Origin of the sequence: Dyella sp., assembly GCF_051962475.1 — a bacterium.
Taxonomy (GTDB): Bacteria; Pseudomonadota; Gammaproteobacteria; order Xanthomonadales; family Rhodanobacteraceae; genus Dyella_A.
The window spans coordinates 1-22,165 of record NZ_JBQCCF010000051.1; the positions used below are offsets into that span (position 1 = coordinate 1).

Here is a 22,165-nt window from a genome sequence, read left to right on the forward strand (position 1 = left end):
CGTCGTCCATGCGCACCGGGAAGTGCGCGTCTACGGCGGCCAGCAGCACGAGGCCGCGCGCTTCGCCGACGTGTCGCATCGCGCGCGCCGCCTGAACATGAAGATCGCTACCACCAGCGCGAGTTCTAGCACGGCCATCCAGACGGTCGCGGCGCTCGCGCTGGCGCTGCTGGTGTACCTGGCGACGCGGCCGCAGGTGATCGACCTGCCGCCGGAGCAGGACAGCGGCCGGCTGGCACTCGACCGCACCCGCGGCGACCTGCGCTTCGAGGGCATCCGTCTGCAGTACCCGCGCAGCGAGACCGAAGCCCTGCGAGGCGTCGACCTGCATTGCGCCCCCGGCACCGTCACGGCGCTGGTCGGGCGCTCCGGCAGCGGCAAGAGCAGCCTGGTCAGTCTGCTGCCGCGTTTCCAGGAACCCAGCGCCGGGCGCATCGTGCTCGACGGGAAGGACTACCGCGAATACACCCTTGCCTCGTTGCGCCGGCAGATCGGCTGGGTGGGGCAGAGCGTGGTGCTGTTCGATGGCACCATCGCCGAAAACATCGCCTACGGCGAACTGGCCGGGGCCAGCGAGGCCGATATCGAGGCCGCGGCCACGGCCGCCAACGCCATGGAATTCATCAGCCGCATGCCGCAGGGGCTGCACAGCCCGATCGGGCAGGGTGGTGGCATGCTCTCCGGCGGCCAGCGCCAGCGTATTGCCATCGCGCGGGCGATTCTGAAGAACGCCCCGATCCTGGTGCTGGACGAAGCCACCAGCGCGCTGGATACCGAGTCCGAGCGGCTGATCCAGCAGGCACTACAGCGCCTGATGAAGGATCGCACCACCCTGGTGATCGCCCATCGCCTGTCCACCATCGAAGGCGCGGACCAGATCGCCGTGATGGACCAGGGCCGCATTGTGGAGCGTGGCACCCACGCCGAGTTGCTCGCGATGCAGGGCCACTACGCCGCGCTGCATCGTATGCAGTTCCACCAGCCCGCCAGCGACTGAGCGACCGATGGCGCTGGCCGACACGCTGCAGGCGAGCTGGTACGGCACACGCGGCGCGCCGCTCTGGACGTATCCGCTGGCCTGGCTCTACGGCGCGCTCACCGCGCTGCGCCGCGGCCTGTACCGCATCGGCTGGCTGCGCAGCACGACGCTGCCGGTGCCGGTGGTGGTGGTCGGCAACATCACCGCCGGCGGCACCGGCAAGACCCCGCTCACGCTGGCGCTGGTGCACGCGCTCACGGCACGCGGCTGGCGACCGGGCGTGGTCAGTCGCGGCTACGGCGGCACGCAGCGCGAACCGGCCTTGCTGGACGACCGACCCGATCCCGCGCGCTACGGCGACGAACCCTGCCTGATCCGCGCCAGCGGAGTGCCGGTGGCGGTGGGGGGCGATCGTCCCGCTGCGACCGCGCTGCTGCTGCAGGCGGGCTGCAATGTGGTGATTGCCGACGATGGCCTGCAGCATTACGCGCTGGCGCGCGACGTGGAGATCTGCGTGGTCGACGGCGCCCGTCGCTTTGGCAACGGTCGCCTGCTGCCTGCCGGTCCATTGCGCGAGCCGCTGTCGCGCCTGCGCCAAGTGGATTTCCTGGTCTGCAACGGCGAGGCAGGCGAGGGCGAATACCCCATGCACCTCGCAGGTGGCACGGCGGTGTCGCTGACAGAGGGCGCCACGCGTCCGCTGTCCGACTTTGGTGGCCAGACGGTGCACGCGGTGGCGGCCATCGGGCATCCCGAGCGTTTTTTCCAGAGCCTGCGCGCGCAGGGGCTCACCATCATCGGCCACGTCTTTGCCGATCACCACGCCTTCGTCCCGCAGGACCTGGCCGTGGCCGGCGATGCGCCGCTGCTGATGACCGACAAGGACGCGATCAAGTGCCAGTCCTTCGCCCGCCCTGGCTGGTGGCGCGTGCCGGTGCGTGCAGTGCTGGACGACGACTTTATCGTCGCGTTGTGCCGTCGGCTCGATGAGGCCGCAGGGCGTTTGCCCGCCGCACGCTGACCCGCCGCGCGTCCGCGCACACGGATTTTCTGATCGCTTCGGTTTTGCCCGCCGCGGCTTCGGGCGGCGTTCGGCTGCGACATGGCGTGTCCACGAAGCTCGCTCGACATCCGGCGTTGCCCTCCCTAGACTTGTCCTACTGTATTAACGCGTTAGTACATTATGAAACGCCGTTCCGTCGATCCCGAAACCCCCTCCGAGTCCGCTGAGCTAAGCCTCTGCGAGGCTTTGCTGTCGCTGAAGAACGCCGATGAGATGTCGGCGTTCCTGCACGACCTGTGCACGCCGGCGGAGCTGGAGGTGCTGGTCGACCGCTGGCGGGTGGTGCCGTATCTGCTCGAAGGCGTCTCCTACCGCGAGATCCACGAGCGGACCGCGGTCAGCATCACCACGATCGGCCGGGTGGCCCGGTATCTCAACCAGGGCAGCGGTGGTTACCTGGCGGCAGCCGCACGGGCGGCCCGGCGTCGCACGCATCAGAAAAAGGACAAGGCATGAAGACGCGCGATCGCCTGCGCATTGCGATGCAGAAATCCGGCCGGCTCACCGAGCCGGCCCTCGACGTGCTCAAGCGCTGCGGGCTCACTTTCCGGCAGAGCCGCGACAAGTTGTTCTGCTTCGGCGAGGGCGAGCCGGTGGACCTGCTGCTCGTCCGCGACGACGACATCCCCGGGCTGATCGAGCAGGGCGTGTGCGACCTCGGCATCGTCGGCCGCAACGTGCTGGACGAGTTTTCGCTCACCGCCGGCGTCGACGGGGCGCCGCTGAAGGAGTGGCGTCCGCTCGGGTTTGGCCGCTGCCGGTTGTCGGTAGCCGTGCCGCAGGAGATGACGTACGACGGTGCGGCCAGCCTTGCCGGCCAGCGCATTGCCACCTCGTACCCCGGTCTGCTGGGCAAGTGGCTGCGCGATGCGGGCGTTCAGGCGCAGGTGGTGACGCTGGCCGGTTCGGTCGAGATCGCGCCCAAGCTCGGCACCGCCGATGCCATCTGCGACCTGGTGCAGAGCGGCGGCACGCTGGTCGCCAACCAGTTACGCGAGGTCGATGTGTTGCTGGAGAGCGAGGCGGTGCTGGCCGGTCCGGCCACACTGCCGACCGACGAGCGCGGCGACATGCTGGAGCTGCTGTTCAAGCGGCTGGACGGCGTGATTCAGGTGAGCGAGTCGCGCCTGCTGCTGCTGCAGACCTCGCGCGGCAACCTGGACGCGGTCACCCGCCTGCTGCCGGGTGGCCCGCAGCCGACCCTGCTGCCGGTAGCCGGCCAGCCCGACCAGCTGATGCTGCAGGCGCTGTGCGCCGGCGAGGTGAGCTGGCGGCAGCTGGAAGAGATCAAGAAGGCCGGGGCGCGCGAGATGTTCGTGCTGCCGGTGGAAAAGATGCTCGCCTGAGCGGGCCCGAGGACACGAGACGATGAAGCGGCTGGACTGGAACGCACTCGACGAAACCGCCCGACGCGAGGCGCTGGCCCGCCCGGCGCAGGGCCGCGCCGACGAGCTCAAGCAAGGCGTGGCGGCGATCATCGCCCAGGTGCGCGCGCACGGCGACGTGGCGCTGCGCGACCTGAGCGCAAAATACGACCGCTGCGTGCTCGACGCCATCGAGGTGACGGCCGCCGAGTTCGACGCGGCCGAGGCGGCGCTCGATGACGCATTGAAGGCGGCGATCCGCGAGGCGGCCGGCCGCATCGACACCTATCACCGTGCGTCGCAGCCCACGCCGGTGGCCGTGGACACGGCGCCGGGCGTGCGCGTGCAGCGCATGCTGCGCCCGATCACCCGGGTCGGTCTTTACGTGCCGGCCGGCACCGCACCGCTGCCGTCCACCGCGCTGATGCTGGGCGTGCCGGCGGCGATCGCCGGCTGCCGCGAGGTGGTGCTGTGTTCTCCCGCGCGCGCCGACGGTCGCTGCGACGAGGCCGTGCTGTACGCGGCGCGCGTCACCGGCGTGCACCGCGTGTTCAAGCTCGGCGGCGCCCAGGCCATCGCAGCGATGGCCTACGGCACGGACAGCGTGCCCAAGTGCGAGAAACTGTTCGGCCCGGGCAACGCCTGGGTCACCGAGGCCAAGTTGCAGGTCTCCGGCGATCCGGACGGTGCCGCCATCGACATGCCGGCTGGTCCCTCCGAGGTGCTGGTGATTGCCGACGACGGAGCCCGTCCGGCCTTCGTCGCGGCCGACCTGCTGTCGCAGGCCGAGCACGGCCCGGATTCGCAGGTGGTGCTGCTCAGCCCGTCGGCCGCGCTGCTCGACGCCGTGGCCGCTGAAGTGCAGCGGCAGGTGGCCACGCTGCCGCGCAGCGAGACCGCGCTCAAGTCGCTGGCGCAGAGCCGCCTGATCGCGGTGGACTCGCTGGCCCAGGCTGTCGCGGTGAGCAACCGCTACGCGCCCGAGCACCTGATCATCCAGACCGCCGAGCCGCGCATGCTGCTCGACGGCATCGAAAGCGCGGGGTCGATCTTCCTGGGATCCTGGACGCCGGAATCGGTGGGCGACTACTGCAGCGGCTCCAACCACGTGCTGCCCACCTACGGTTACGCGCGCAGCTACAGCGGCGTGTCGGTGGCCAGCTTCATCAAGCAGATCAGCGTGCAGGAGGTGAGCGCCGATGGCTTGCGTGCGATCGGCCCGTGCACCGTGACGCTGGCCGCGGCCGAGCAGTTGGAGGCACACCGCCGTGCGGTGTCGATGCGGCTGGACGTGCTGGAGGGCCGCGCATGAGCGTGCTCGACCTGGCGCGTCCGGAGATCCGCGCGATGCAGCCTTACTCCTCGGCGCGCATGGAGGCCAGCGGCGGGCAGATCCTGCTCAACGCGAACGAATCGGCCTGGGCGCCGTTCGGCGAGGCGGGCGCCGGCTGCAACCGCTATCCCGACCCGCAACCGGCCGCGCTGGTCGATGCGCTGGCCGCGCTGTACGGCGTGCGCCGCGAGCAGCTGCTGGTCGGTCGCGGCAGCGACGAGGCGATCGACCTGCTGGTGCGCGCGTTCTGCCGCGCCGGTGAAGACGCGATCCTGATCCAGCCGCCGACCTTCGGCATGTACGCGGTGTGCGCGCGCATCCAGAACGCGGCGGTGATCGAAGCGCCGCTGGCCGCCGACTTCACGCTGGACGTCGACGCCGTGCTGGCGGCGATGACCCCGGCGGTGAAGCTGGTCTTCGTCTGTACCCCGAACAATCCGACCGGGCAGGTGGTCCCGGCGGCGGCGGTGGAGCGGCTGGCGCAGGCGCTGGCCGGGCGCGCGCTGCTGATTGTGGACGAGGCCTACGTCGAGTTCGCTAACGCGCCCAGCATGGTCGGGCTGATCGGCCGCCACGAGCACGTCGCCATCTTGCGCACGCTTTCGAAGGCCTGGGCGCTGGCCGGTGCGCGCATCGGCACGCTGCTGGCGAACGACGCGGTGATCGCGCTGCTGCGCCGGATCATGCCGCCGTATCCGCTGCCCTTGCCCTGCGTGGATGCGGCCCTGGCCGCGCTGTCGCCGGCGGGCCAAGTCCAGGCGCGCGGGCACATCGCCGAGATAAAGGCCGAGCGCGCGCGCATGCGCGCGGCGATCGCCGCGGTGCTCGGCGTGCGCGAGGTGCTGCCGTCGCAGGCGAACTTCCTGGCGGTGCGCTTCGATGACGCCGGTGCCGTCTACCGTGATCTGCTTTCCGCCGGCATCGTGGTGCGCGACGTGCGCCGCTATCCGAACCTGGGCGATGCGCTGCGCATCACCATCGGCACGGCGGAGGAAAACGCCCGCGTGCTGGATGTGCTGGAGCAGACCCGATGAATCACGCGAATCGTAGGAGCGCACCCTGTGCGCGACTGCCGGACCGATGCCGCATCCCGCAGGTCGCGCACAGGGTACGCACCTACATGGGTTGGAGAGATTGTTGATGAGCCGCAAGATCCTTTTCATCGACCGCGACGGCTGCCTGATCGTCGAGCCGTCGGACGAGCAGATCGACAGCTACGAGAAGCTCGAGCTTCTGCCGGGCGTGATCGGCGCGCTGCAGCGCTGCGTGGCCGCCGGCTACGAGCTGGTGATGGTCACCAACCAGGACGGCCTCGGTACCGCCAGCTTTCCGCAGGACAGCTTCGACGGCCCGCACCAGCTGTTGCTGCGCATCCTGGCCTCGCAGGGCATCGTGTTCCGCGAACAGCTTATTGACCGCAGCTTTCCGCACGAGGGATTGGACACGCGCAAGCCGGGCATCGGCATGCTGCGGCACTACCTTTCTGATGACAGCTGGAGCCGCGCGGCGTCGGCGGTGATTGGCGACCGCGAGACCGACCTGCAGCTGGCCGCCAACCTCGGCGTGCGCGGCCTGCGGGTGGGACCGCAGGGCGAGTCGTGGGACGCCATCGCGCACCGCCTGCTCGACGCGCCGCGCCTCGCCACGGTCCAGCGCAACACGAAGGAAACCCGGATCACGGTAAGCGTGGACCTGGATCGGGTGGCCGAGCCGAAGATCCACACCGGGCTGGGTTTCTTCGATCACATGCTCGAGCAGATCGGTAAGCACGGCGGCTTCGCGCTGGAGCTCACCTGCGAGGGCGACACCCACATCGACGAGCACCACACGATGGAAGACAGCGCGCTGGCCCTCGGCCAGGCGCTGAAGCATGCGCTGGGCGACAAGCGCGGCATCGGCCGCTACGGCTTCACGCTGCCGATGGACGAATCCTTCGCCAGCGCCGCGCTGGACCTGTCCGGCCGGCCGTACTTCGTGTTCGAGGGCAGTTTCCCGCGCGAACGCGTGGGCGACATCCCGACCGAGCTGGTGCCGCACGTGTTCCGCTCGCTGTGCGAGACGCTGGGTGCCAACCTGCACCTCACGGTGAAGGGCGACAACGCGCACCACATGGTCGAAGCCTGCTTCAAGGTAGTGGCGCGCACGCTGCGCCAGGCGATCCGCCGCGAGGGCGGCGAGCTGCCCAGCACCAAGGGGACGCTCTGATGGCCGTGGTGCTGGTCGATGCGGGCGGCACGAACATCGGCTCGGTGCGCTATGCGCTGCAGCGCCTCGGCGTGGAGACGGCGCTCACCGCCGATCCGGCAGCGATCCGAGGCGCCGACAAGGTGATCCTGCCCGGCGTGGGCGCGGCCGGTCCCGGCATGGCGCGGCTGCGCGAGCTGGGCCTGGTCGAGCTGATGCGTTCGCTGACCCAGCCGGTGCTGGGCGTGTGCCTGGGCATGCAGCTGCTGTGCGCGCATTCGGAAGAGGGCGATACCGAGTGCCTGGGCGTGATCGACGCACCAGTGCGCCTCTTCCATGAGGCGCCGGGCCTGCGCGTGCCACACATGGGCTGGAACGCGCTGGCGCCGGTGCGCGCGCATCCGCTGCTGGACGAGCTGGCTGCGGGAGAGCAGGCGTATTTCGTGCACAGTTACGCGGTGCCGGTGGGCGAGTACACGCTGGCCACCAGCGACTTCGGCGGTCCGTTCTCGGCGGTGATCGCCCGCGGCAATTTCCACGGCATGCAGTTTCATCCCGAACGTTCCGCGGCCGTGGGCTCGCAACTTCTCAGGAATTTCCTCCGCCTATGAGCTTCGAGATCATTCCCGCGATCGACCTTCGCGATGGCCGCGTGGTGCGGCTGCGGCAGGGCGACTACGCGCAGCAGACCACCTATTCGAACGATCCGGCCGAGCTGGCCCGGCGCTATCTGCACGACGGCGCCTCCTGGCTGCATGTGGTGGACCTGGACGGCGCGCGCTCGGGCAAGCTCGACAACCTGGCGGTCATCCGCGCGATGGTGGCCGACGGTCTGCAGGTGCAGGCTGGCGGCGGCGTTCGTGAGGAAGATGACCTGCGGCGCCTGTTCGACGTGGGTGTGCAGCGCGTGGTGCTGGGCAGCGTCGCGATCCGCGCGCCGGAGACGGTGGCCCGCTGGCTCGACACCTGGGGCGGCGACCGCCTCACGATAGCGCTCGATACGCGCCGCATCGACGACCGCTGGACCTTGCCCAGCACCGGCTGGACCGAGACCGAGACACGCACGCTGGACGATCTGGCGCCCTGGTACGCGGCGCATGGCGCCCACCACTTGTTGTGTACCGACATCGAGCGCGACGGCATGCTTGCAGGCTTCAACCTGGAGCTGTATCGCCACCTGGCCGACATTGCGCCGGAGCTTGCCGTGCAGGCCTCCGGCGGGGCGCGTTCGCTGGCCGACATCCGCGCCGTGCGAGACGTCGGCGTGGGCGGCGTGATCCTTGGCCGTGCGCTGCTGGAGGGCCGCTTCACCCTCGAGGACGCCCTGGCATGCTGAGCCGTCGCATCATTCCCTGCCTCGACGTGCGCGATGGCCAGGTGGTCAAGGGCGTGCGTTTCCGCGACCACGTGGTGATGGGCGAGATCGTCGATCTCGCGCTGCGCTACCGCGACGAAAGCGCCGACGAGCTGGTGTTCTACGACATCACCGCCAGCCCGGAAGGGCGCAGCGTCGACCGCGGCTGGGTCGAGCGCGTGGCGCGCGTCATCGACATCCCGTTCTGCGTCGCCGGGGGCATCCGTTCGGTGGAGGAGGCGCGCGCCGTTCTGCATGCCGGCGCCGACAAGATCTCGGTGAATTCTCCGGCGCTGGAGCGCCCGGAGCTGATCGACGAGCTGGCCGGGGCGTTCGGCGTGCAGTGCGTGGTGGTCGGCATCGATTCGCTGCGCGACGCCGACGGCCAGTGGCGGGTGCGCCAGTACACCGGCGATCCGAGCAAGACCCAGGCGCTGGCCCGCGGCACGCTGGACTGGATAGTCGAGGCGCAGCGCCGCGGCGCCGGCGAGATCGTGCTCAACTGCATGGGCAGCGACGGCGTGCGGCAAGGCTACGACCTGGAACAGCTGCGCGCGGCCCGCGCGCTCTGCCACGTGCCGCTGATCGCCTCGGGCGGTGCCGGAGCGATGGAGCATTTCCGCGACGCGTTCGTGGATGCCGACGTCGACGGCGCCCTCGCCGCGAGCGTGTTCCACTCGGGCGCCATCGCGATTCCCGAGCTCAAGCGGTATCTGGCGAGCCAAGGCGTCGCCATGCGCACCTTATGAAGACGAGCGTCCACGCCGCGCCGCGCCCTTTGCTCGTCATGCCGGCTTTCGCCGGCATGACGGTGAGGAAGGATGCCGCTTCCGTCTCGGCGGTATGAACCCAAAGGAACATCACGCGTGAACCCATCGATGCCCCCACTCCATGCCGACCAACTCGACTGGGCCAAAGGCGACGGTTTGCTGCCTGCCATCATCCAGCACGCGCAGACCGGCGAAGTGCTGATGCTCGGCTACATGAATGCCGAGGCGCTGGACGTCACCCAGCGCACCGGTCACGTCACCTTCTTCAGCCGCTCCAAGCAGCGCCTGTGGACCAAGGGCGAGAGTTCCGGACACGTGCTGGCCCTGCAATCGATCCGCGTGGACTGCGACGCCGACACGCTGCTGGTGCAGGCGCTGCCGCACGGCCCGACCTGTCACACCGGCACTTCGAGCTGCTTCGGCGATGAGGTGCGCCCGCCGCTCGGCTTCCTGGCCGAACTCGATGCGCTCGTCGCGCAACGCCATGCCGAGCGGCCGGATGGAAGCTACACCACGCGGCTGTTCGAGGGCGGGGTGCGACGCATCGCGCAGAAGGTCGGCGAAGAGGGTGTGGAGACGGCGCTGGCCGGCGTCGCGCAGGGGGACGAGGAACTGCTCGGCGAGGCGGCTGACCTGCTGTTCCACCTCAGCGTGCTGCTGCGGGCACGCGGCTTGTCGCTGACGGAGGTTGCGGCCCTGCTGGCCAAGCGTCACGCGGCGAAGTAGCTGGCTGCCGCCTCAGTGCGTGGCGGGCGCCGCGCTGCGCCCGTCCGGGCGGAACGGCACAGGCGGTCCGATGGCATCGCCCTGGCGCCAGCGTGCCAGCTGCGCTGCGATGCCAGCGCCCAGTGAGATCTGCGGCTCGGACGGCGTGAGCTTGTCCTGCTGTTCCCATCGAGCGACCTCCGCCTGCGCGAGTTGAAACGCGGCGATCGGGTCGGGGTTCTGGTTCAGCGCGTCGACCAGCCAGGCGCGGCCGAAGTAGGTGGCATCCGAGTCGCTGCCACAGCCGAACGAGTTGCGATCGGGGCGCGCGGCGGTGATCACCAGCGTGCCGTCGCCAGCGAGGGGCGGCACAAAGCCGCCCGAATAGCAGGCGTTGACCACCACCACTTTCCACTTGAACGCGTGCTCGGCCAGGATGCCGGCCAGGTCCTGCGCGCCGATCTGGTCCAGCGGCAGCGGATCCATGTCAACCAGCAGGGTATGCTCGGGGTCACCGTGCGTGGTGAGGTAGAGCATAAGGATGTCCTGCTGCGGATCCATCGCCTGCGACAGGCCGGTCAGCACCGTCTCCAGATTGCTCCAGCTGGCGAGCGGCGTGGTGTCCAGCGTGGTCGGGTTGTTCGCCAGCACCACCGTATGGGCGCGCGGGCCATAGCGCTGACGAAACAGCTGCGCGGCGTACTCGGCCTCGTTGCGGAACACATCTTCGCTGCCATCGCCGGCAAAGCTGACCAGGTAGAGGTTCGGCACGTTCCGCACCCGTGGCCCCAGCCGATCGAGCGCCTTCTGCAGCAAATGTGGTTGGGCGTAGAGCACCTGCTCCGGCGAAGGCGCATCCGCGGGCCAGGTGTCGCCGGGCGGCGCGGCATCCGTAGTCGCCTGCGCGCTGGGGAGGTCGGCCGCCGCCTGCGCCGGCGTGCCGGCCGGATTTGGCGCGTACTGCGCCGCGGCCGTCAGTGCCGCGCCGGTGACGAAGGCGAGCAGGGCGGTGAGCAGCAGGCGCATGCGGGCGACCCCTGGTTCAGAGCGTGATGGCGTCGAAGTCGCGATACGCCGGATGCGCCGGGGCGACGGGCATCGCCTGCGATGGATCGCGGATCAGCCAGCCGGTCTGGAACCCCGCCGCGCGGGCCGCATCCAGCTCCTGCTCGATGTCCGACAGGAACAGGATGTGCGCCGGTTGCTGGTCGATGGCCTCGGCGATGGCGGCATACGAGGCTGCCTCGCGCTTGGCGCCCGTCTGCGTGTCGAAATAGCCGGCAAACAACGGGCCGAGGTCGCCCGCTTCGCTGTGGTGGAAGAACAGCTTCTGCGCCGGCACCGAGCCGGACGAATAGACGTAGAGCTTCAACCCCTGCGCGCGCCACTCCCTGAGCCGGGCCGGCACCTCCGGGTACACGTGGGCGCGATAGTCGCCGGCCTCGTAGCCGTCCTTCCAGATCATGCCCTGCAGCGCCTTGAGCGCGGTGGATTTGCGATCCTCGTCAATCCAGCGCAGCAGCATCTCGATGATCTCCTGCCGGCTGGCCTCGATGATGTCCGCCTCCTTGGCCGCCTCGTGCAGCCAGTGCTGCACTTCCGGCGTATCGCCGTGGGTTTCGACGAAGGCGGGCAGGCGCTTGCGCGCGTAGGGAAAGAGTACGTCCCTGACAAAATCGATGGAGCTGGTGGTGCCCTCGATGTCGGTAACGATGGCGCGGATCTCGATCATCGGTGTCCTTCGGTCAGCGGCGGGCGCTGGTATGTGGCGTCATGCGCGGAAAGCGCGTCGCGATGTCGGTGCCGGTGAAGTTGGCGACCCAGCCTTCCTTGTTGGTGAACAGGCGGATCGCCACGAAGTAGGGCGACTCGCTCATGTCGAACCAGTGCGGTGTGCCGTCGGGGACGCCAATCAGGTCGCCCTGCTCACACAGCACCTCGTACACCTTGCCGTTGAGGTGCAGGGTGAACTGGCCGGCGCCAGCGACGAAGAAGCGCACTTCATCCTCGCTGTGGGTGTGCTCGTCGAGGAATTTCTGGCGCAGCGTGGCGCGGTCCGGATGGTCTGGCTGGAGGCTGATCACGTCCACCGACTGGTAGCCCTCGCTGGCCATCAGTCGATCGATGTCGCTGCGGTAGGCGGCGATCACCTCGGCCTGGCTGGCGCCAGGCGCGATCGACTGACTGGCCTGCCACTGCTCGAAGCGTATGCCGGCGGCGGCCAGCTCGCGGCTGATCGCCGCATGCTCGTGATACTCGGCCAGCGCCGCGTTGGGAGCGGCGTCGTCGTAAATGCGCAGGCGACTCATGCGGACAATCTCCTCAGATCGAGTTCGCAGGCAAGTAGGAATTCCAGCGCCTCCAGGTGACGCCGTGCCTCGGCCATGCTGCGGCCCCAGGTGTAGATGCCGTGGCCGTCGATGAGATACGCATGCAGCGGCTTGCCGGCGTCCAGCCACGCATCGACCTGGGCCACTAGTTCGGGCATGTGCTGGGTGTTTGGGAAGACGGGAATCTCCAGCACGCTTTCATGGGTATGAAAGCCGGTAATCGCCTTCTGCAGCTCCCAGCCCTCGAGGCGGACTACGCCTTGTGCGGCAAATAGACGCGAAGCCACGCTCTGCGTGCGCGAATGGGTGTGTAGTACCGCCTGCATCTCGGGCCAGCGACGATAAACCTGTGTGTGCAGGGCGGTTTCGGCGCTGGGTCGGGCATCGGTGCCGATGGCGCGGCCGTCGAGATCGACCAGCATGATGTCGTCTCGGCCGAGATGTCCCTTGTCGCGGCCGGAGATGGTGATGGCGGCATGCGCCTCGTCCACCCGCATCGAGAAATTGCTGCTGGTGGCCGGGGTCCAGCCCAGGGCGGCGAGTTCCTTGGCGGCCTGGGCGATGGCATCGGCCCGGGCATGGAACGCTTCGCTGGAAAGACCCTTGGGCAATACTTGTGACATGAGTATTTGGACGTCCAAACGGTAGAAAAGAATAGCATGGCCGGTGGCGTTGCCCCGGATAATGCGAGGCATTCTCGCAAGTCAGGAAAGATTGCGATGAACGGCGTAGCATTCGACCACTGATAGCCGCAGCAGCGGTAGTTCATCCACGACGGAGGTTTGCCAATGTCCCACGAAGAAAGCAACGAGTCGCGTCGCCGATTCCTCAAGATCGCTGCCGGAACAGCCGCTGCCGCGGTGGTGGTGGGTACGCTGCCGCGCCTGGCGCGCGCGGCGGATCTGCCGCACGTCTCCGAATCGGATCCGACCGCCAGGGCGCTGGGCTACGTGGAAGACGCCAGTACGACCAAGGACCCGAAGCACAAGGCCGGCGACACTTGCGCGAACTGCCAGTTCTACAGCGGCGGAGCCACCGGTTACGGTCCGTGTCAGTTGTTCCCGGGCAAGTCCGTGGCGGCCAAGGGCTGGTGCGTGTCGCACGCGGCCAAAGCGGGCTGATCGCCTCTCCCTCCGCGTTGCAAAAAAGAAAGGCCGGCTGCGAAGCCGGCCTTTTTGTTTGTCGAGGCATCGCGCTGTGGACGCGGCGAGCTCCTCAAAAGTGCTACCCGGCGCGCCAGGATGAGGAGCTGACCCTGTCTGACGCGCCGGGCGGCGATCCGGGGCCCACTGCCAAGTGATCAACCCGCGGACCACGGATCATACTCCGCTCCCCGTGGCAGTGCGAACCGGCAGCGGTGATTTGTTGGATCACGAAGAAGTTATTATTTATCAATAATTTACAAAGCATTTGCGTACCGGGGAGTCCGAAAGCACGCGCCGCTGCCCAGATCATCACGAAAAGGTATTTTCAGCGAAGAAGTAGACTTTTAGCGGGCGATGACTACTATTTATCGGAATTGTCCGCGCGTAGGCGGCTGTGGCGCAAGCCGTAGCCGAAATAGATCAGCAGGCCGATCACCGTCCACACGCCCATCAACGCCCAGTTGAACCAGTTCATCGTGGAGAGCAGGCCCAGGCAGCTGAGCACGCCGGCCACGCAGATCACCGGGGCCCAGGGCACGCGGAAAGTACGCGGCAGCTCCGGCGCCGTGTAGCGCAGGATCAGCACGCCGGCGCAGACGGCAGTGAAGGCGATCAGGGTGCCCATCGAGGTGAGGTCGGCCAGCAGGTCGAGTGGGAAGATCGCCGCGAGCACCGCGATGCCGAAACCAGTGATGAGCGTGTTGATGTGCGGCGTGCGGTGCTTCGGATGCACCCGCGCAAAGACCTTCGGCAGCAGGCCGTCGCGGGCCATGATCATGAAGATGCGCGGCTGGGCGATGATCATCACCAGGATCACCGACGACAGGCCGATCAGCGCACCGACCTCCACCCAGGTGCGCAGCCAGCCCAGCTCGGCATGGCCGCGAAGCGCCGTCACCACAGGGTCCACCGTGTTGAGCACGGTGTAGGGCACCAGACCGGTCATCACGGCTGCCATGCCCAGATAGAGCAGGGTGCACAGCACCAGCGAAAGGATGATGCCGAAGGGCAGGTCGCGCTGCGGGTTCTTGCATTCCTGCGCGGCGGTGGAGGTCGCCTCGAAGCCGATGTAGGCAAAGAACACCATGGCCGCCCCGCGGAAGATGCCGGACCAGCCGAACTCGCCATCGCCCTTCGGTTCGGGAATGAAGGGATGCCAGTTGTCGGTGTTCACGTAGCGGGCGCCGGCGATGATGATCATCAGGATCAGGCCGACCTTCAGCAGCACCATCAAGGTGTTCAGTCCCGACGACTCGCGGATGCCGACGTAGCACAGCCAGGTCAGCGCCAGCACGATGGCCACCGCTGGCAGGTTGAGCAGATGTCCCGTGGCGACCAGATGCCCGCCGGTGAAAGCCAGTGGGGCCTCGGTGAGCGAGACGGGCAGGTGGATGCCGACATGGTCGAGCAGGCTGGTGAAATAGCCGGTCCAGCTGGCGGCCACGGCCGAGGCGGAAATGCCGTACTCCAGCACCATGTTCCAGCCGATGAACCACGCGACCAGTTCGCCCAGCGTGGCGTAGGCGTAGGAATAGGAACTGCCGGAAACCGGGATGAGGGTGGCGAACTCGGCGTAGCACAGCGCGCTGAAGGCGCTGCAGATGGCCGCCAGGATGAAGGAGATCAGCACCGCCGGGCCGGCATGCTCGGCAGCTGCGGTGCCGGTGACGACAAAGATGCCGGTGCCGATTACCGCGCCGATGCCCAGCGCCGTGATGCCCCAGGGGCCGAGCGTGCGGCGCAGGCCGGGGCCGTGACTGTCGTCGATGACGTCGCTGAAATTGGTCTTGCGGGCGAGCAGTTGCTTGAGCATGGTCATTCCGGAAAAGACGACGGCACGGCTTTCACCGTGCCGTCATGGCGTGAACTCAGTCGGTGCGGATCGGACTCAGGCCGCTTCGGTGCCGTTGGCCAGGTGGCTCTTGCGGCGACCGTAGGCGAAGTAGACCACCAGTCCGATCGCTGCCCAGCCGAAGAACAGCTTCAGCGTGATCGCGCCCAGATTGAGGAACAGCATCAGGCAGCCGAGCATCGCCAGCGGGCAGATGATCCACACCAGCGGGGTGCGGAACGGGCGCGGGCGCTGCGGCTCGCGCACCCGCAGCACCATCACGCCGATGGACACCATCATGAAGGCGAACAGCGTGCCCGAGTTGGTGATGTCCGCCAGCAGGCCGACCGGGAACATCGCGGCGAACAGCGAGACCGCCACGCCGGTGATCAGGGTCAGCACGTGCGGGGTGTTGAAGCGCGGGTGCAGGCGGGCCAGTCCGCCCGGCAGCAGGCCGTCACGCGACATGGTGAAGAAGATGCGGGTCTGGCCGTAGATCATCACCAGGATCACCGACGGCAGCGCGATCACCGCGGCGCCGCCGATCCAGTTACCGATCGAGCCGTGGCCCAGCATGCGGATCACGTGCGCCAGCGGCTCCTTCGAGCAGACCAGGGCCTCGGAGCCCTTGCAGGCGGCGGCCATCTCCGGGCTGCCTGGGTGGAACGCGATGCCGTCCGGCCCGAACAGCGGTTGGATGCCAATGGCGCCCGCGGCGCCGTAACCCACCAGCAGATAGAAAATGGTGCACACCGCGAGCGAGCCGATCAGGCCGATCGGAATGTTCCGGTTCGGGTTCTTGGTTTCCTCGGCCGCCGTGGAGACGGCGTCGAAACCCACATAGGCGAAGAAGATCGACGCGGCCGCACCGAGCACGCCAATGCCGCCCAGCGGACTGCCCCAGCCGTTGGGCAGGAACGGATGGAAGTTCGGCGTGCTGGCCGCCGGAACGGCGATGAGGATGAAGGCACTCAGCGCCACGATCTTGATCGCCACGAGCGCGGCGTTGACCTTGGCCGACTTGGACGTACCCACGATCAACAGCAGGGTGATCACGATGGAGATCAGGAAGGCCAGCAGGTTGAAACTGCCGCCGGCGTAGGGGCCCGAGCGCAGCGGCTCGGGGAGCGCGAGCGCACCCTCGCTGACCAGACCGAAGAAATTGGTGTGCAGCAAAAAGCCGTTCATGTAGCCGGACCAGCCGACTGCCACCGTGCCGGCGGCAATCGCGTACTCCAGCACTAGTGCCCAGCCCACGATCCACGCCAAGCCTTCGCCAAGCACGCCGTAGGTGTAGGTATAGGCCGAGCCGGCGACTGGGATCATCGAGGCGAGTTCGGCGTAGGCGAGGGCAGCGAGGCCGCAGACCACCGCTGCAATCACGAACGCGATCATCATGCCCGGGCCGGCCTTCTGGCCCGCTTCGGCCGTGAGCACAAAGATACCGGTGCCGATGATGGCGCCCACGCCCATCAGGGTGAGCTGGATCGGTCCGAGCTGGCGTTTGAGGCTCTTCTTCTCGGCCGTGGCAAGAATCTGGTCGAGCGGTTTGACGCGCTGAAAAAGCATGTGGTGATTCCCCGTGGAATACATACGCCATCCCCCTGGCGACCCCGTAGAACAGGCAGGTACAGGTGGAGGTGACGGGCAACCATAGCCGACGGGGGTGGGGGCGACAAGCGCCGGGCGGCACATCGACGGCGCGTACAATCGCATGCTCGACATCGCCCGTGGGAGCGCGCTTCTGGACACCGTGATCGACGCATTTCGCGCTGCACTGCAGCGTTATCCTGCCGGTGAAGAACCGGCCTGCGACCCGGAAATTTTTCTCGAATTCCTCGATTCCTCACCGGATGTTTTCCATCGCCACCATCCCCCGGGACACTTCACAGGCTCGGTGTGGCTGGTGAGCGCGGACGGCGAGCGCGTGCTGCTCACCCACCATCGAAAGCTTGGGCGTTGGTTGCAGCTGGGCGGGCATGCCGACGGCGACAGCGACCTGGCGCGTGTTGCACTGCGTGAAGCGGAAGAGGAGTCCGGCCTGTCCGGGCTGCAGGTCGAGCCGCAGATCTTCGACCTGGATCGCCACTGGATCCCGGCCCGCGGCGAAGAGCCGGGTCACTGGCACTACGACGTGCGTTTCGTCGTGCGCGCGACCTCCGATGAACGTTTCGCCCTCAGCGAGGAATCGCTGGCGCTGGCGTGGCGGCCGGTGGAGGCGTTGCTTGCCGATCCGGCCACCGAAGAATCGCTGCAGCGGATGGCGCGGCGCTGGCTGGCACGCGCTGCCTGAGTCGGTCTTGGCGCCGTCAGGGCGCCGGGTGCACGGTGCCGCATCGCGCACAGGTGCGTGCAGCGAGGGACTCGTGGAATCGTGCGAACACGGGCGGAAAGTCGTGCTCGATGTCCTTGAGTTCGAAATATTCCTCGTAGAGCTTGTGGTTGCAGGCCGCGCAGAACCACAGCAGCCCATCGCGCTCGCCGGGCCGGCGCCGGCGCTCGATCACCAGGCCGATCGAGCCGGCCATGCGCTGCGGTGAGTGCGGTACCCGCGGCGGCAGGTAGAACAGTTCGCCGGCGCGGATCGGGACGTCGCGTGCAGCACCATCGTCCTGCACTTTGAGCACCATCTCGCCTTCCAGTTGATAGAAGAACTCCGGTCCTTCGTCGTAGTGGTAGTCGCTGCGCGCATTCGGGCCGCCGACGATCATCACGATGAAGTCGCCATCGACGATGCACTTGTTGCCCACCGGCGGCTTGAGCAGATGGCGGTGCTCGTCGATCCAGTGTTGCAGGTTGATCGGGGCGGGCAGGGACATGCGGCTTCTTCAGTGGCGCGAGCGCGCCAACATAGCGCTGTCGTGCCTGCAAAGAAAATGCCCCGGCGGGGCCGGGGCGAAGGGAGGTAAAGCAAATCGAAGGGAGTCGTGGCCGGCTTACGGCATCAGCACGGTATCCACCACGTGGATCACTCCGTTGGACTGATTCACGTCGGCAATGGTGACGTGGCCGGTGTGACCCTTGTCGTCGGTGATGGCAACGCCCTTGGCGTCCTTCGAGAAGGTCAGCGAGTCGCCCTCGACGGTCTTCACCACGGCCTTGCCGCCACCCTTCTTGATCAGCGCGAGCACGTCGGCAGCGCTGACCTTCCCGGGCACCACGTGATAGGTAAGCACCTTGGTCAGGGTCGCCTTGTTCTCGGGCTTGAGCAGGGTGTCGACGGTGCCGGCAGGCAGCGCGGCGAACGCCTCATTGGTCGGCGCGAACACGGTGAACGGACCCGGGCCCGACAGGGTGTCGACAAGGCCGGCCGCCTTCACCGCGGCGACGAGAGTGGTGTGATCCTTCGAGTTGACTGCGTTCTCGATGATGTTCTTCGAGGGATACATCGGCGCACCGCCAACTTCGACGGTCTTTTCCATGCTCATGCCGGCCATGTTACCGGGAGCGGCGATGGCCGGCGACGCGCACCAGCCGACCAGGGCCAGGGCGAGCGCGGTGGAGAGGGCACGGCTGCGGTGAACGAGCTTCATGGGCGTATCTCCTGATAGGAACGATGGGCTTCAACGGGCGAAGCTCAGGAGATACGCCGGTCGTGACGGCGAAGATGCGTAAGCGTCGGAAGGTGCGACAGAACGCCTCACGCCGCGTCACCGTCCACGCACGGGACGATGACTGGATCAAGCGCCGCTGATGGCGCCCTTGGCGATGATCGGGCCGGTGGGCTGGCCGGTGGGCGAGCCACCCAGCGGTTCGTTCGACACAGCGAGCAGGGCCTTCGCGCTCAGACGCGCCAGCAGGTCCGGACGCAGGTGCACGGTGGTCGACTTGTTCGAGACGATCACGCCGAGCGAGATCGGCTTCTCGCCGGGTGGCACCAGCCACAGTTCGGCCGAGCGATCGGCCGCAAGCGTCGTGGGCGTCGCCGGCACGATCACCATGCTCGCCTGCTTGAGATCCATGGTGGCCGTCCAGCCGGCCACGCCGTTGTCCTGCGCGATGCTGGCGACCATGTAGTCTGGCCCGGCGTTCGCGGCAGCGGTCGTGGGAGCCTGCGGCGCGCGCGGCATGACGAACCAGAGCATGAAGCTGGCCGCAGCGGCCAGCGTGGCACCGGCGCCGACCCAGCGCCACAGCGGCAGGCTGTTCCACCAGCCGCCGCGTGTCGGCGCCGGGGGCGTCGGCCGGCGGGAAACCGCCGGCACATCCAGGCCGATTGCTTCGCGTATGCGCACCCACACGTAGTCGGCCGGCTGGACCGGACTGATGTCCTCACTCAGCGGCATCAGGTGGCGTTGCCACAGCTCTACGGCGGCAGCGGCCGCCGAATCGGTGCGCATTTCTTGCTCCACCGCCGCACGCGCGTCGGCATCCAGCACGCCGAGCACGTACTCGGCGTAGCGGAGCTCTTCCTGGCTGGGGGGCATCGCGCTGTTCATTGTTCCAGACATATCCGCAGGCGAATCAGGCTGCGCCGGATCCAGCTCTTCATCGTTCCCAGCGGCACCCGGCAGCGTGCGGCCAGATCGTTATACGTGGCGCCGGAGAAAAAGGCTGCACGGATCGCTGACTTCTGCTGCGGCTCGAGGCCATCCAGACACTGCTCCAGGCGCCGGCGTTCCTGGCTGCTTTCGGCGCTGGCTGCAGGGCTGGGGCCCTCGTCCTCCAGGTCGAACATCATCGAATCGTCCAGCGCGGTTTCGCGATGCTGGCGCAGTCGATCGATGGCGCGATTGCGCGCCATCGTCACCAGCCAGGTGATGGCGCTGGCCTTGCCCGGATCGAAGGTGTCGGCGCGCCGCCACACGGAGATGAACACCTCCTGCAATACCTCTTCGGCCTCGGCGCGGTCGCGCAGCATGCGCATGCATACGCCGAACAGGCGCGAGGAGGTGCGGCGATAGAGCTCGGCGAAGGCACGCTGGTCCTGGCGACTGGAGGCCGCCAGGAGTTCGGCGAGTTCTTCGCGCTCGGCCGTGTCGACCGTGCTCATCCGGGAGCGCCCCGGCACAGACGCGCGACACGGGATCGGAGGCGAGAGCGGGGCGTGGACGTGTACATGCGGTCAAGCATGGCGTCTGGTCGGTGCCTCCGGCAAGAGGCGGGAAATCAGACTTCGAGCGTGGCGAGGTCGCCCTTCTCTTCCAGCCAGGACTTGCGGTCGCTGGCCCGCTTTTTCGCCAGCAGCATGTCCATCAGCTTCGCGGTGCCTTCGTTGTCGTCCACCGTGAGCTGCACCAGCCGGCGGGTGTCCGGATGAATGGTGGACTCGCGCAACTGCGCCGGGTTCATCTCGCCCAGGCCTTTGAAGCGCGTGGTGCTGACCGCGCCCTTCATCTTCTCGCGCTCGATGCGGTCGAGCATCGCCTGCTTCTCGCTTTCGTCGAGGCAATAGAACACCTGCTTGCCCACGTCGACGCGGAACAGCGGCGGCATCGCCACGAACACGTGGCCTTCGCGCACCAGCGCCGGGAAGTGCTTGAGAAACAGCGCCGAGAGCAGCGTGGCGATGTGCAGGCCATCGGAGTCCGCGTCGGCGAGGATCACCACCTTGCCATAGCGCAGGCCGGAGAGGTCGTCCTTGCCCGGATCGCAGCCGATCGCCACGGCCAGGTTGTGCACTTCCTCGGAAGCGAGCACCGAGGTGGATTCCACCTCCCAGGTGTTCAGGATCTTGCCGCGCAGCGGCAGGATCGCCTGGAACTCCTTGTCGCGCGCCTGCTTGGCCGAGCCGCCGGCCGAGTCGCCCTCGACCAGGAACAGCTCGGTGCGGGTCAGGTCGGTGGCGGTGCAGTCGGCGAGCTTGCCGGGCAGGGCCGGGCCTTGGGTGATCTTCTTGCGCACCACCTGCTTGGCCGCCTTCAGGCGCGCGCTGGCACGCTCGATGGCGAGCTGGGCGATCTTCTCGCCCAGATCCACATGCTGGTTCAGCCACAGGCTGAAGGCGTCGTGGATCACGTTCTCCACCAGTGCCGCGGCCTGGCGCGAGGACAGGCGCTCCTTGGTCTGGCCGGCGAACTGTGGATCGAGCAGCTTGGCGCTGAGCACGAACGACAGCCGTTCCCACACGTCTTCCGGCGCCAGCTTGACGCCGCGCGGCAGCAGGTTGCGGATATCGCAGAATTCGCGGATGGCGTTGGTCAGGCCGGTGCGCAGGCCGTTGACGTGGGTGCCGCCCTGCGCGGTCGGAATCAGGTTGACGTAGCTCTCCTGCACTAGTTCGCCTTCCGGCAGCCAGGTGAGCGCGACGTCCAGGCCCTCGGTATCGCGCGCCACGTGATGCACGAACAGCTCGGCCGGCAGCGCCTCAGCACCCTCCAGCTCGCCGCGCAGGTAGTCGCGCAGGCCATCTTCGTAATGCCACTGGGTGGTTTCGCCGCTGGCCTCGTCGATGAGCGTGACGTTGAGACCGGCGCATAGCACCGCCTTGGCGCGCAGCAGGTGCTTGAGCTTGGAAACGGAGATCTTCGGCGAGTCGAAGTACTTCGGGTCGGCCCAGAAATGCACGGTGGTGCCGGTCTTCTTCTTCGGCGCCGAGCCAATGATTTCCAGCTCGCTGACCCGGTCGCCGTGTTCGAACGCCATGCGGTATTCGTTGCCGTCGCGGCGGATGGTCACCTCGACGCGCTGCGACAGCGCGTTCACCACCGACACGCCCACGCCGTGCAGGCCGCCGGAGAAGTTGTAGTTCTTGCCACTGAATTTGCCGCCCGCGTGCAGACGGGTGAGGATCAGTTCGACGCCGGGCACGCCCTCTTCGGGATGGATGTCCACCGGCATGCCGCGGCCGTCGTCCGTGACCTTGACCGAGCCGTCGGCCAGCAACACCACCTCGATGTTCTTGGCGTGGCCGGCGAGGGCCTCGTCCACCGAGTTATCGATGACTTCCTGCGCCAGATGGTTCGGGCGCGAGGTGTCGGTATACATGCCGGGGCGCCGCTTGACCGGGTCAAGGCCAGAGAGGACTTCGATATCGGCGGCGTTGTAGCGACTGCTCATGGAATACGTTCGACTCGGATAAGGCGCGGGAGAATGGGTGGTGCCGCCGACGGGGTCAAGCCGTGGAGGCCGGCGGCTGCCACAGCATCGGCGGGCGTCGTCTCGCCA

At 67.7% G+C, this 22,165-nt stretch carries 24 protein-coding genes; 13 read left to right on the forward strand and 11 right to left on the reverse strand.

Features of this window, described 5'->3' with window-relative positions; translation table 11 throughout:
- The 11 genes from ACTHJF_RS11290 to hisIE form a co-directional block, all read left to right on the forward strand.
- Nucleotides 1-997: ATP-binding cassette domain-containing protein (locus tag ACTHJF_RS11290; protein WP_440267189.1), on the forward strand; the 997-nt coding region annotated here is incomplete at its 5' end.
- 7 nt (nucleotides 998-1,004) lie between these two features.
- On the forward strand, nucleotides 1,005-2,000 hold the full coding sequence (lpxK, locus tag ACTHJF_RS11295; RefSeq protein WP_440267190.1) for a tetraacyldisaccharide 4'-kinase: 996 nt from the start codon (nucleotides 1,005-1,007) through the stop codon (nucleotides 1,998-2,000).
- 162 nt (nucleotides 2,001-2,162) lie between these two features.
- On the forward strand, nucleotides 2,163-2,498 hold the full coding sequence (locus ACTHJF_RS11300) for a YerC/YecD family TrpR-related protein (RefSeq protein ID WP_440267191.1): 336 nt from the start codon (nucleotides 2,163-2,165) through the stop codon (nucleotides 2,496-2,498).
- A complete protein-coding gene (hisG, locus tag ACTHJF_RS11305) occupies nucleotides 2,495-3,388 on the forward strand; it encodes an ATP phosphoribosyltransferase (RefSeq protein WP_440267192.1) in 894 nt (297 codons plus the stop codon). The genes ACTHJF_RS11300 and hisG overlap by 4 nt, the downstream gene beginning before the upstream one ends.
- A gap of 22 nt (nucleotides 3,389-3,410) precedes the next feature.
- The gene (gene hisD / locus ACTHJF_RS11310; protein WP_440267193.1) at nucleotides 3,411-4,718 is read left to right on the forward strand and encodes a histidinol dehydrogenase; all 1,308 of its coding nucleotides are present in this window, start codon (nucleotides 3,411-3,413) and stop codon (nucleotides 4,716-4,718) included.
- Nucleotides 4,715-5,773, forward strand: coding sequence for a histidinol-phosphate transaminase (hisC, locus tag ACTHJF_RS11315; protein WP_440267194.1), 1,059 nt, complete (start codon nucleotides 4,715-4,717; stop codon nucleotides 5,771-5,773). Before hisD ends, hisC begins: the two co-directional genes overlap by 4 nt.
- Nucleotides 5,774-5,879: 106 nt before the next feature.
- Nucleotides 5,880-6,944 carry a bifunctional histidinol-phosphatase/imidazoleglycerol-phosphate dehydratase HisB gene (gene hisB, locus ACTHJF_RS11320; protein WP_440267195.1) on the forward strand — a complete coding sequence of 355 codons (1,065 nt, stop codon included), beginning with the start codon at nucleotides 5,880-5,882 and terminating at the stop codon, nucleotides 6,942-6,944.
- Complete coding sequence (hisH, locus tag ACTHJF_RS11325) at nucleotides 6,944-7,534, forward strand: imidazole glycerol phosphate synthase subunit HisH (protein ID WP_440267196.1); 591 nt, start codon at nucleotides 6,944-6,946, stop codon at nucleotides 7,532-7,534. The genes hisB and hisH overlap by 1 nt, the downstream gene beginning before the upstream one ends.
- The gene (gene hisA, locus ACTHJF_RS11330; RefSeq protein WP_440267197.1) at nucleotides 7,531-8,259 is read left to right on the forward strand and encodes a 1-(5-phosphoribosyl)-5-[(5-phosphoribosylamino)methylideneamino]imidazole-4-carboxamide isomerase; all 729 of its coding nucleotides are present in this window, start codon (nucleotides 7,531-7,533) and stop codon (nucleotides 8,257-8,259) included. The genes hisH and hisA overlap by 4 nt, the downstream gene beginning before the upstream one ends.
- A complete protein-coding gene (gene hisF / locus ACTHJF_RS11335; RefSeq protein WP_440267198.1) occupies nucleotides 8,253-9,026 on the forward strand; it encodes an imidazole glycerol phosphate synthase subunit HisF in 774 nt (257 codons plus the stop codon). The genes hisA and hisF overlap by 7 nt, the downstream gene beginning before the upstream one ends.
- Before the next feature lie 129 nt (nucleotides 9,027-9,155).
- On the forward strand, nucleotides 9,156-9,773 hold the full coding sequence (gene hisIE / locus ACTHJF_RS11340; protein ID WP_440267199.1) for a bifunctional phosphoribosyl-AMP cyclohydrolase/phosphoribosyl-ATP diphosphatase HisIE: 618 nt from the start codon (nucleotides 9,156-9,158) through the stop codon (nucleotides 9,771-9,773).
- A 12-nt stretch (nucleotides 9,774-9,785) separates the two neighbouring features.
- Here the strand turns inward: hisIE and ACTHJF_RS11345 are convergent, their stop codons facing one another.
- Genes ACTHJF_RS11345 through ACTHJF_RS11360 form a run of 4 tightly spaced genes read right to left on the reverse strand, consistent with a single transcriptional unit; the run spans nucleotide 9,786 to nucleotide 12,705 of the window.
- The gene (locus tag ACTHJF_RS11345) at nucleotides 9,786-10,778 is read right to left on the reverse strand and encodes a C13 family peptidase (protein WP_440267200.1); all 993 of its coding nucleotides are present in this window, start codon (nucleotides 10,776-10,778) and stop codon (nucleotides 9,786-9,788) included.
- A 16-nt stretch (nucleotides 10,779-10,794) separates the two neighbouring features.
- Nucleotides 10,795-11,484 carry an acireductone synthase gene (gene mtnC, locus ACTHJF_RS11350; protein WP_440267201.1) on the reverse strand — a complete coding sequence of 230 codons (690 nt, stop codon included), beginning with the start codon at nucleotides 11,482-11,484 and terminating at the stop codon, nucleotides 10,795-10,797.
- A 13-nt stretch (nucleotides 11,485-11,497) separates the two neighbouring features.
- Nucleotides 11,498-12,061, reverse strand: coding sequence for a 1,2-dihydroxy-3-keto-5-methylthiopentene dioxygenase (locus tag ACTHJF_RS11355; RefSeq protein ID WP_440267202.1), 564 nt, complete (start codon nucleotides 12,059-12,061; stop codon nucleotides 11,498-11,500).
- Entirely contained in the window at nucleotides 12,058-12,705 is a 648-nt protein-coding gene (locus ACTHJF_RS11360; protein WP_440267203.1) for a methylthioribulose 1-phosphate dehydratase, read from the reverse strand. Before ACTHJF_RS11360 ends, ACTHJF_RS11355 begins: the two co-directional genes overlap by 4 nt.
- A gap of 165 nt (nucleotides 12,706-12,870) precedes the next feature.
- On the opposite strand from ACTHJF_RS11360, the gene ACTHJF_RS11365 reads away from it, so the two are divergent.
- On the forward strand, nucleotides 12,871-13,203 hold the full coding sequence (locus ACTHJF_RS11365; protein ID WP_440267204.1) for a high-potential iron-sulfur protein: 333 nt from the start codon (nucleotides 12,871-12,873) through the stop codon (nucleotides 13,201-13,203).
- A 385-nt stretch (nucleotides 13,204-13,588) separates the two neighbouring features.
- Here the strand turns inward: ACTHJF_RS11365 and ACTHJF_RS11370 are convergent, their stop codons facing one another.
- On the reverse strand, nucleotides 13,589-15,040 hold the full coding sequence (locus tag ACTHJF_RS11370; RefSeq protein WP_440267205.1) for an amino acid permease: 1,452 nt from the start codon (nucleotides 15,038-15,040) through the stop codon (nucleotides 13,589-13,591).
- Nucleotides 15,041-15,115: 75 nt separating this feature from the next.
- Nucleotides 15,116-16,627 carry an amino acid permease gene (locus ACTHJF_RS11375; protein ID WP_440267206.1) on the reverse strand — a complete coding sequence of 504 codons (1,512 nt, stop codon included), beginning with the start codon at nucleotides 16,625-16,627 and terminating at the stop codon, nucleotides 15,116-15,118.
- 145 nt (nucleotides 16,628-16,772) lie between these two features.
- Between ACTHJF_RS11375 and ACTHJF_RS11380 the strand changes: the two genes are divergently transcribed.
- Nucleotides 16,773-17,351: an NUDIX hydrolase gene (locus ACTHJF_RS11380; protein ID WP_440267207.1), complete on the forward strand. Its 579-nt coding sequence runs from the start codon at nucleotides 16,773-16,775 to the stop codon at nucleotides 17,349-17,351.
- Nucleotides 17,352-17,367: 16 nt separating this feature from the next.
- On the opposite strand, the gene ACTHJF_RS11385 is transcribed toward ACTHJF_RS11380, so the two are convergent.
- The 5 genes from ACTHJF_RS11385 to parE all read right to left on the reverse strand — a co-directional run bounded on the left by ACTHJF_RS11385 (nucleotide 17,368) and on the right by parE (nucleotide 22,057).
- Nucleotides 17,368-17,877 carry a 3-hydroxyanthranilate 3,4-dioxygenase gene (locus ACTHJF_RS11385; protein ID WP_440267208.1) on the reverse strand — a complete coding sequence of 170 codons (510 nt, stop codon included), beginning with the start codon at nucleotides 17,875-17,877 and terminating at the stop codon, nucleotides 17,368-17,370.
- A gap of 117 nt (nucleotides 17,878-17,994) precedes the next feature.
- Nucleotides 17,995-18,591, reverse strand: coding sequence for a fasciclin domain-containing protein (locus tag ACTHJF_RS11390; RefSeq protein ID WP_440267209.1), 597 nt, complete (start codon nucleotides 18,589-18,591; stop codon nucleotides 17,995-17,997).
- A 147-nt stretch (nucleotides 18,592-18,738) separates the two neighbouring features.
- Entirely contained in the window at nucleotides 18,739-19,485 is a 747-nt protein-coding gene (locus tag ACTHJF_RS11395) for an anti-sigma factor (protein ID WP_440267210.1), read from the reverse strand.
- Between the two features lie 8 nt (nucleotides 19,486-19,493).
- Nucleotides 19,494-20,051 carry a sigma-70 family RNA polymerase sigma factor gene (locus ACTHJF_RS11400; protein WP_440267211.1) on the reverse strand — a complete coding sequence of 186 codons (558 nt, stop codon included), beginning with the start codon at nucleotides 20,049-20,051 and terminating at the stop codon, nucleotides 19,494-19,496.
- A 116-nt stretch (nucleotides 20,052-20,167) separates the two neighbouring features.
- Nucleotides 20,168-22,057, reverse strand: a complete 1,890-nt coding sequence (gene parE, locus ACTHJF_RS11405) for a DNA topoisomerase IV subunit B (protein ID WP_440267212.1) — start codon at nucleotides 22,055-22,057, stop codon at nucleotides 20,168-20,170.
- Between the last annotated feature and the right edge of the window lie 108 nt (nucleotides 22,058-22,165).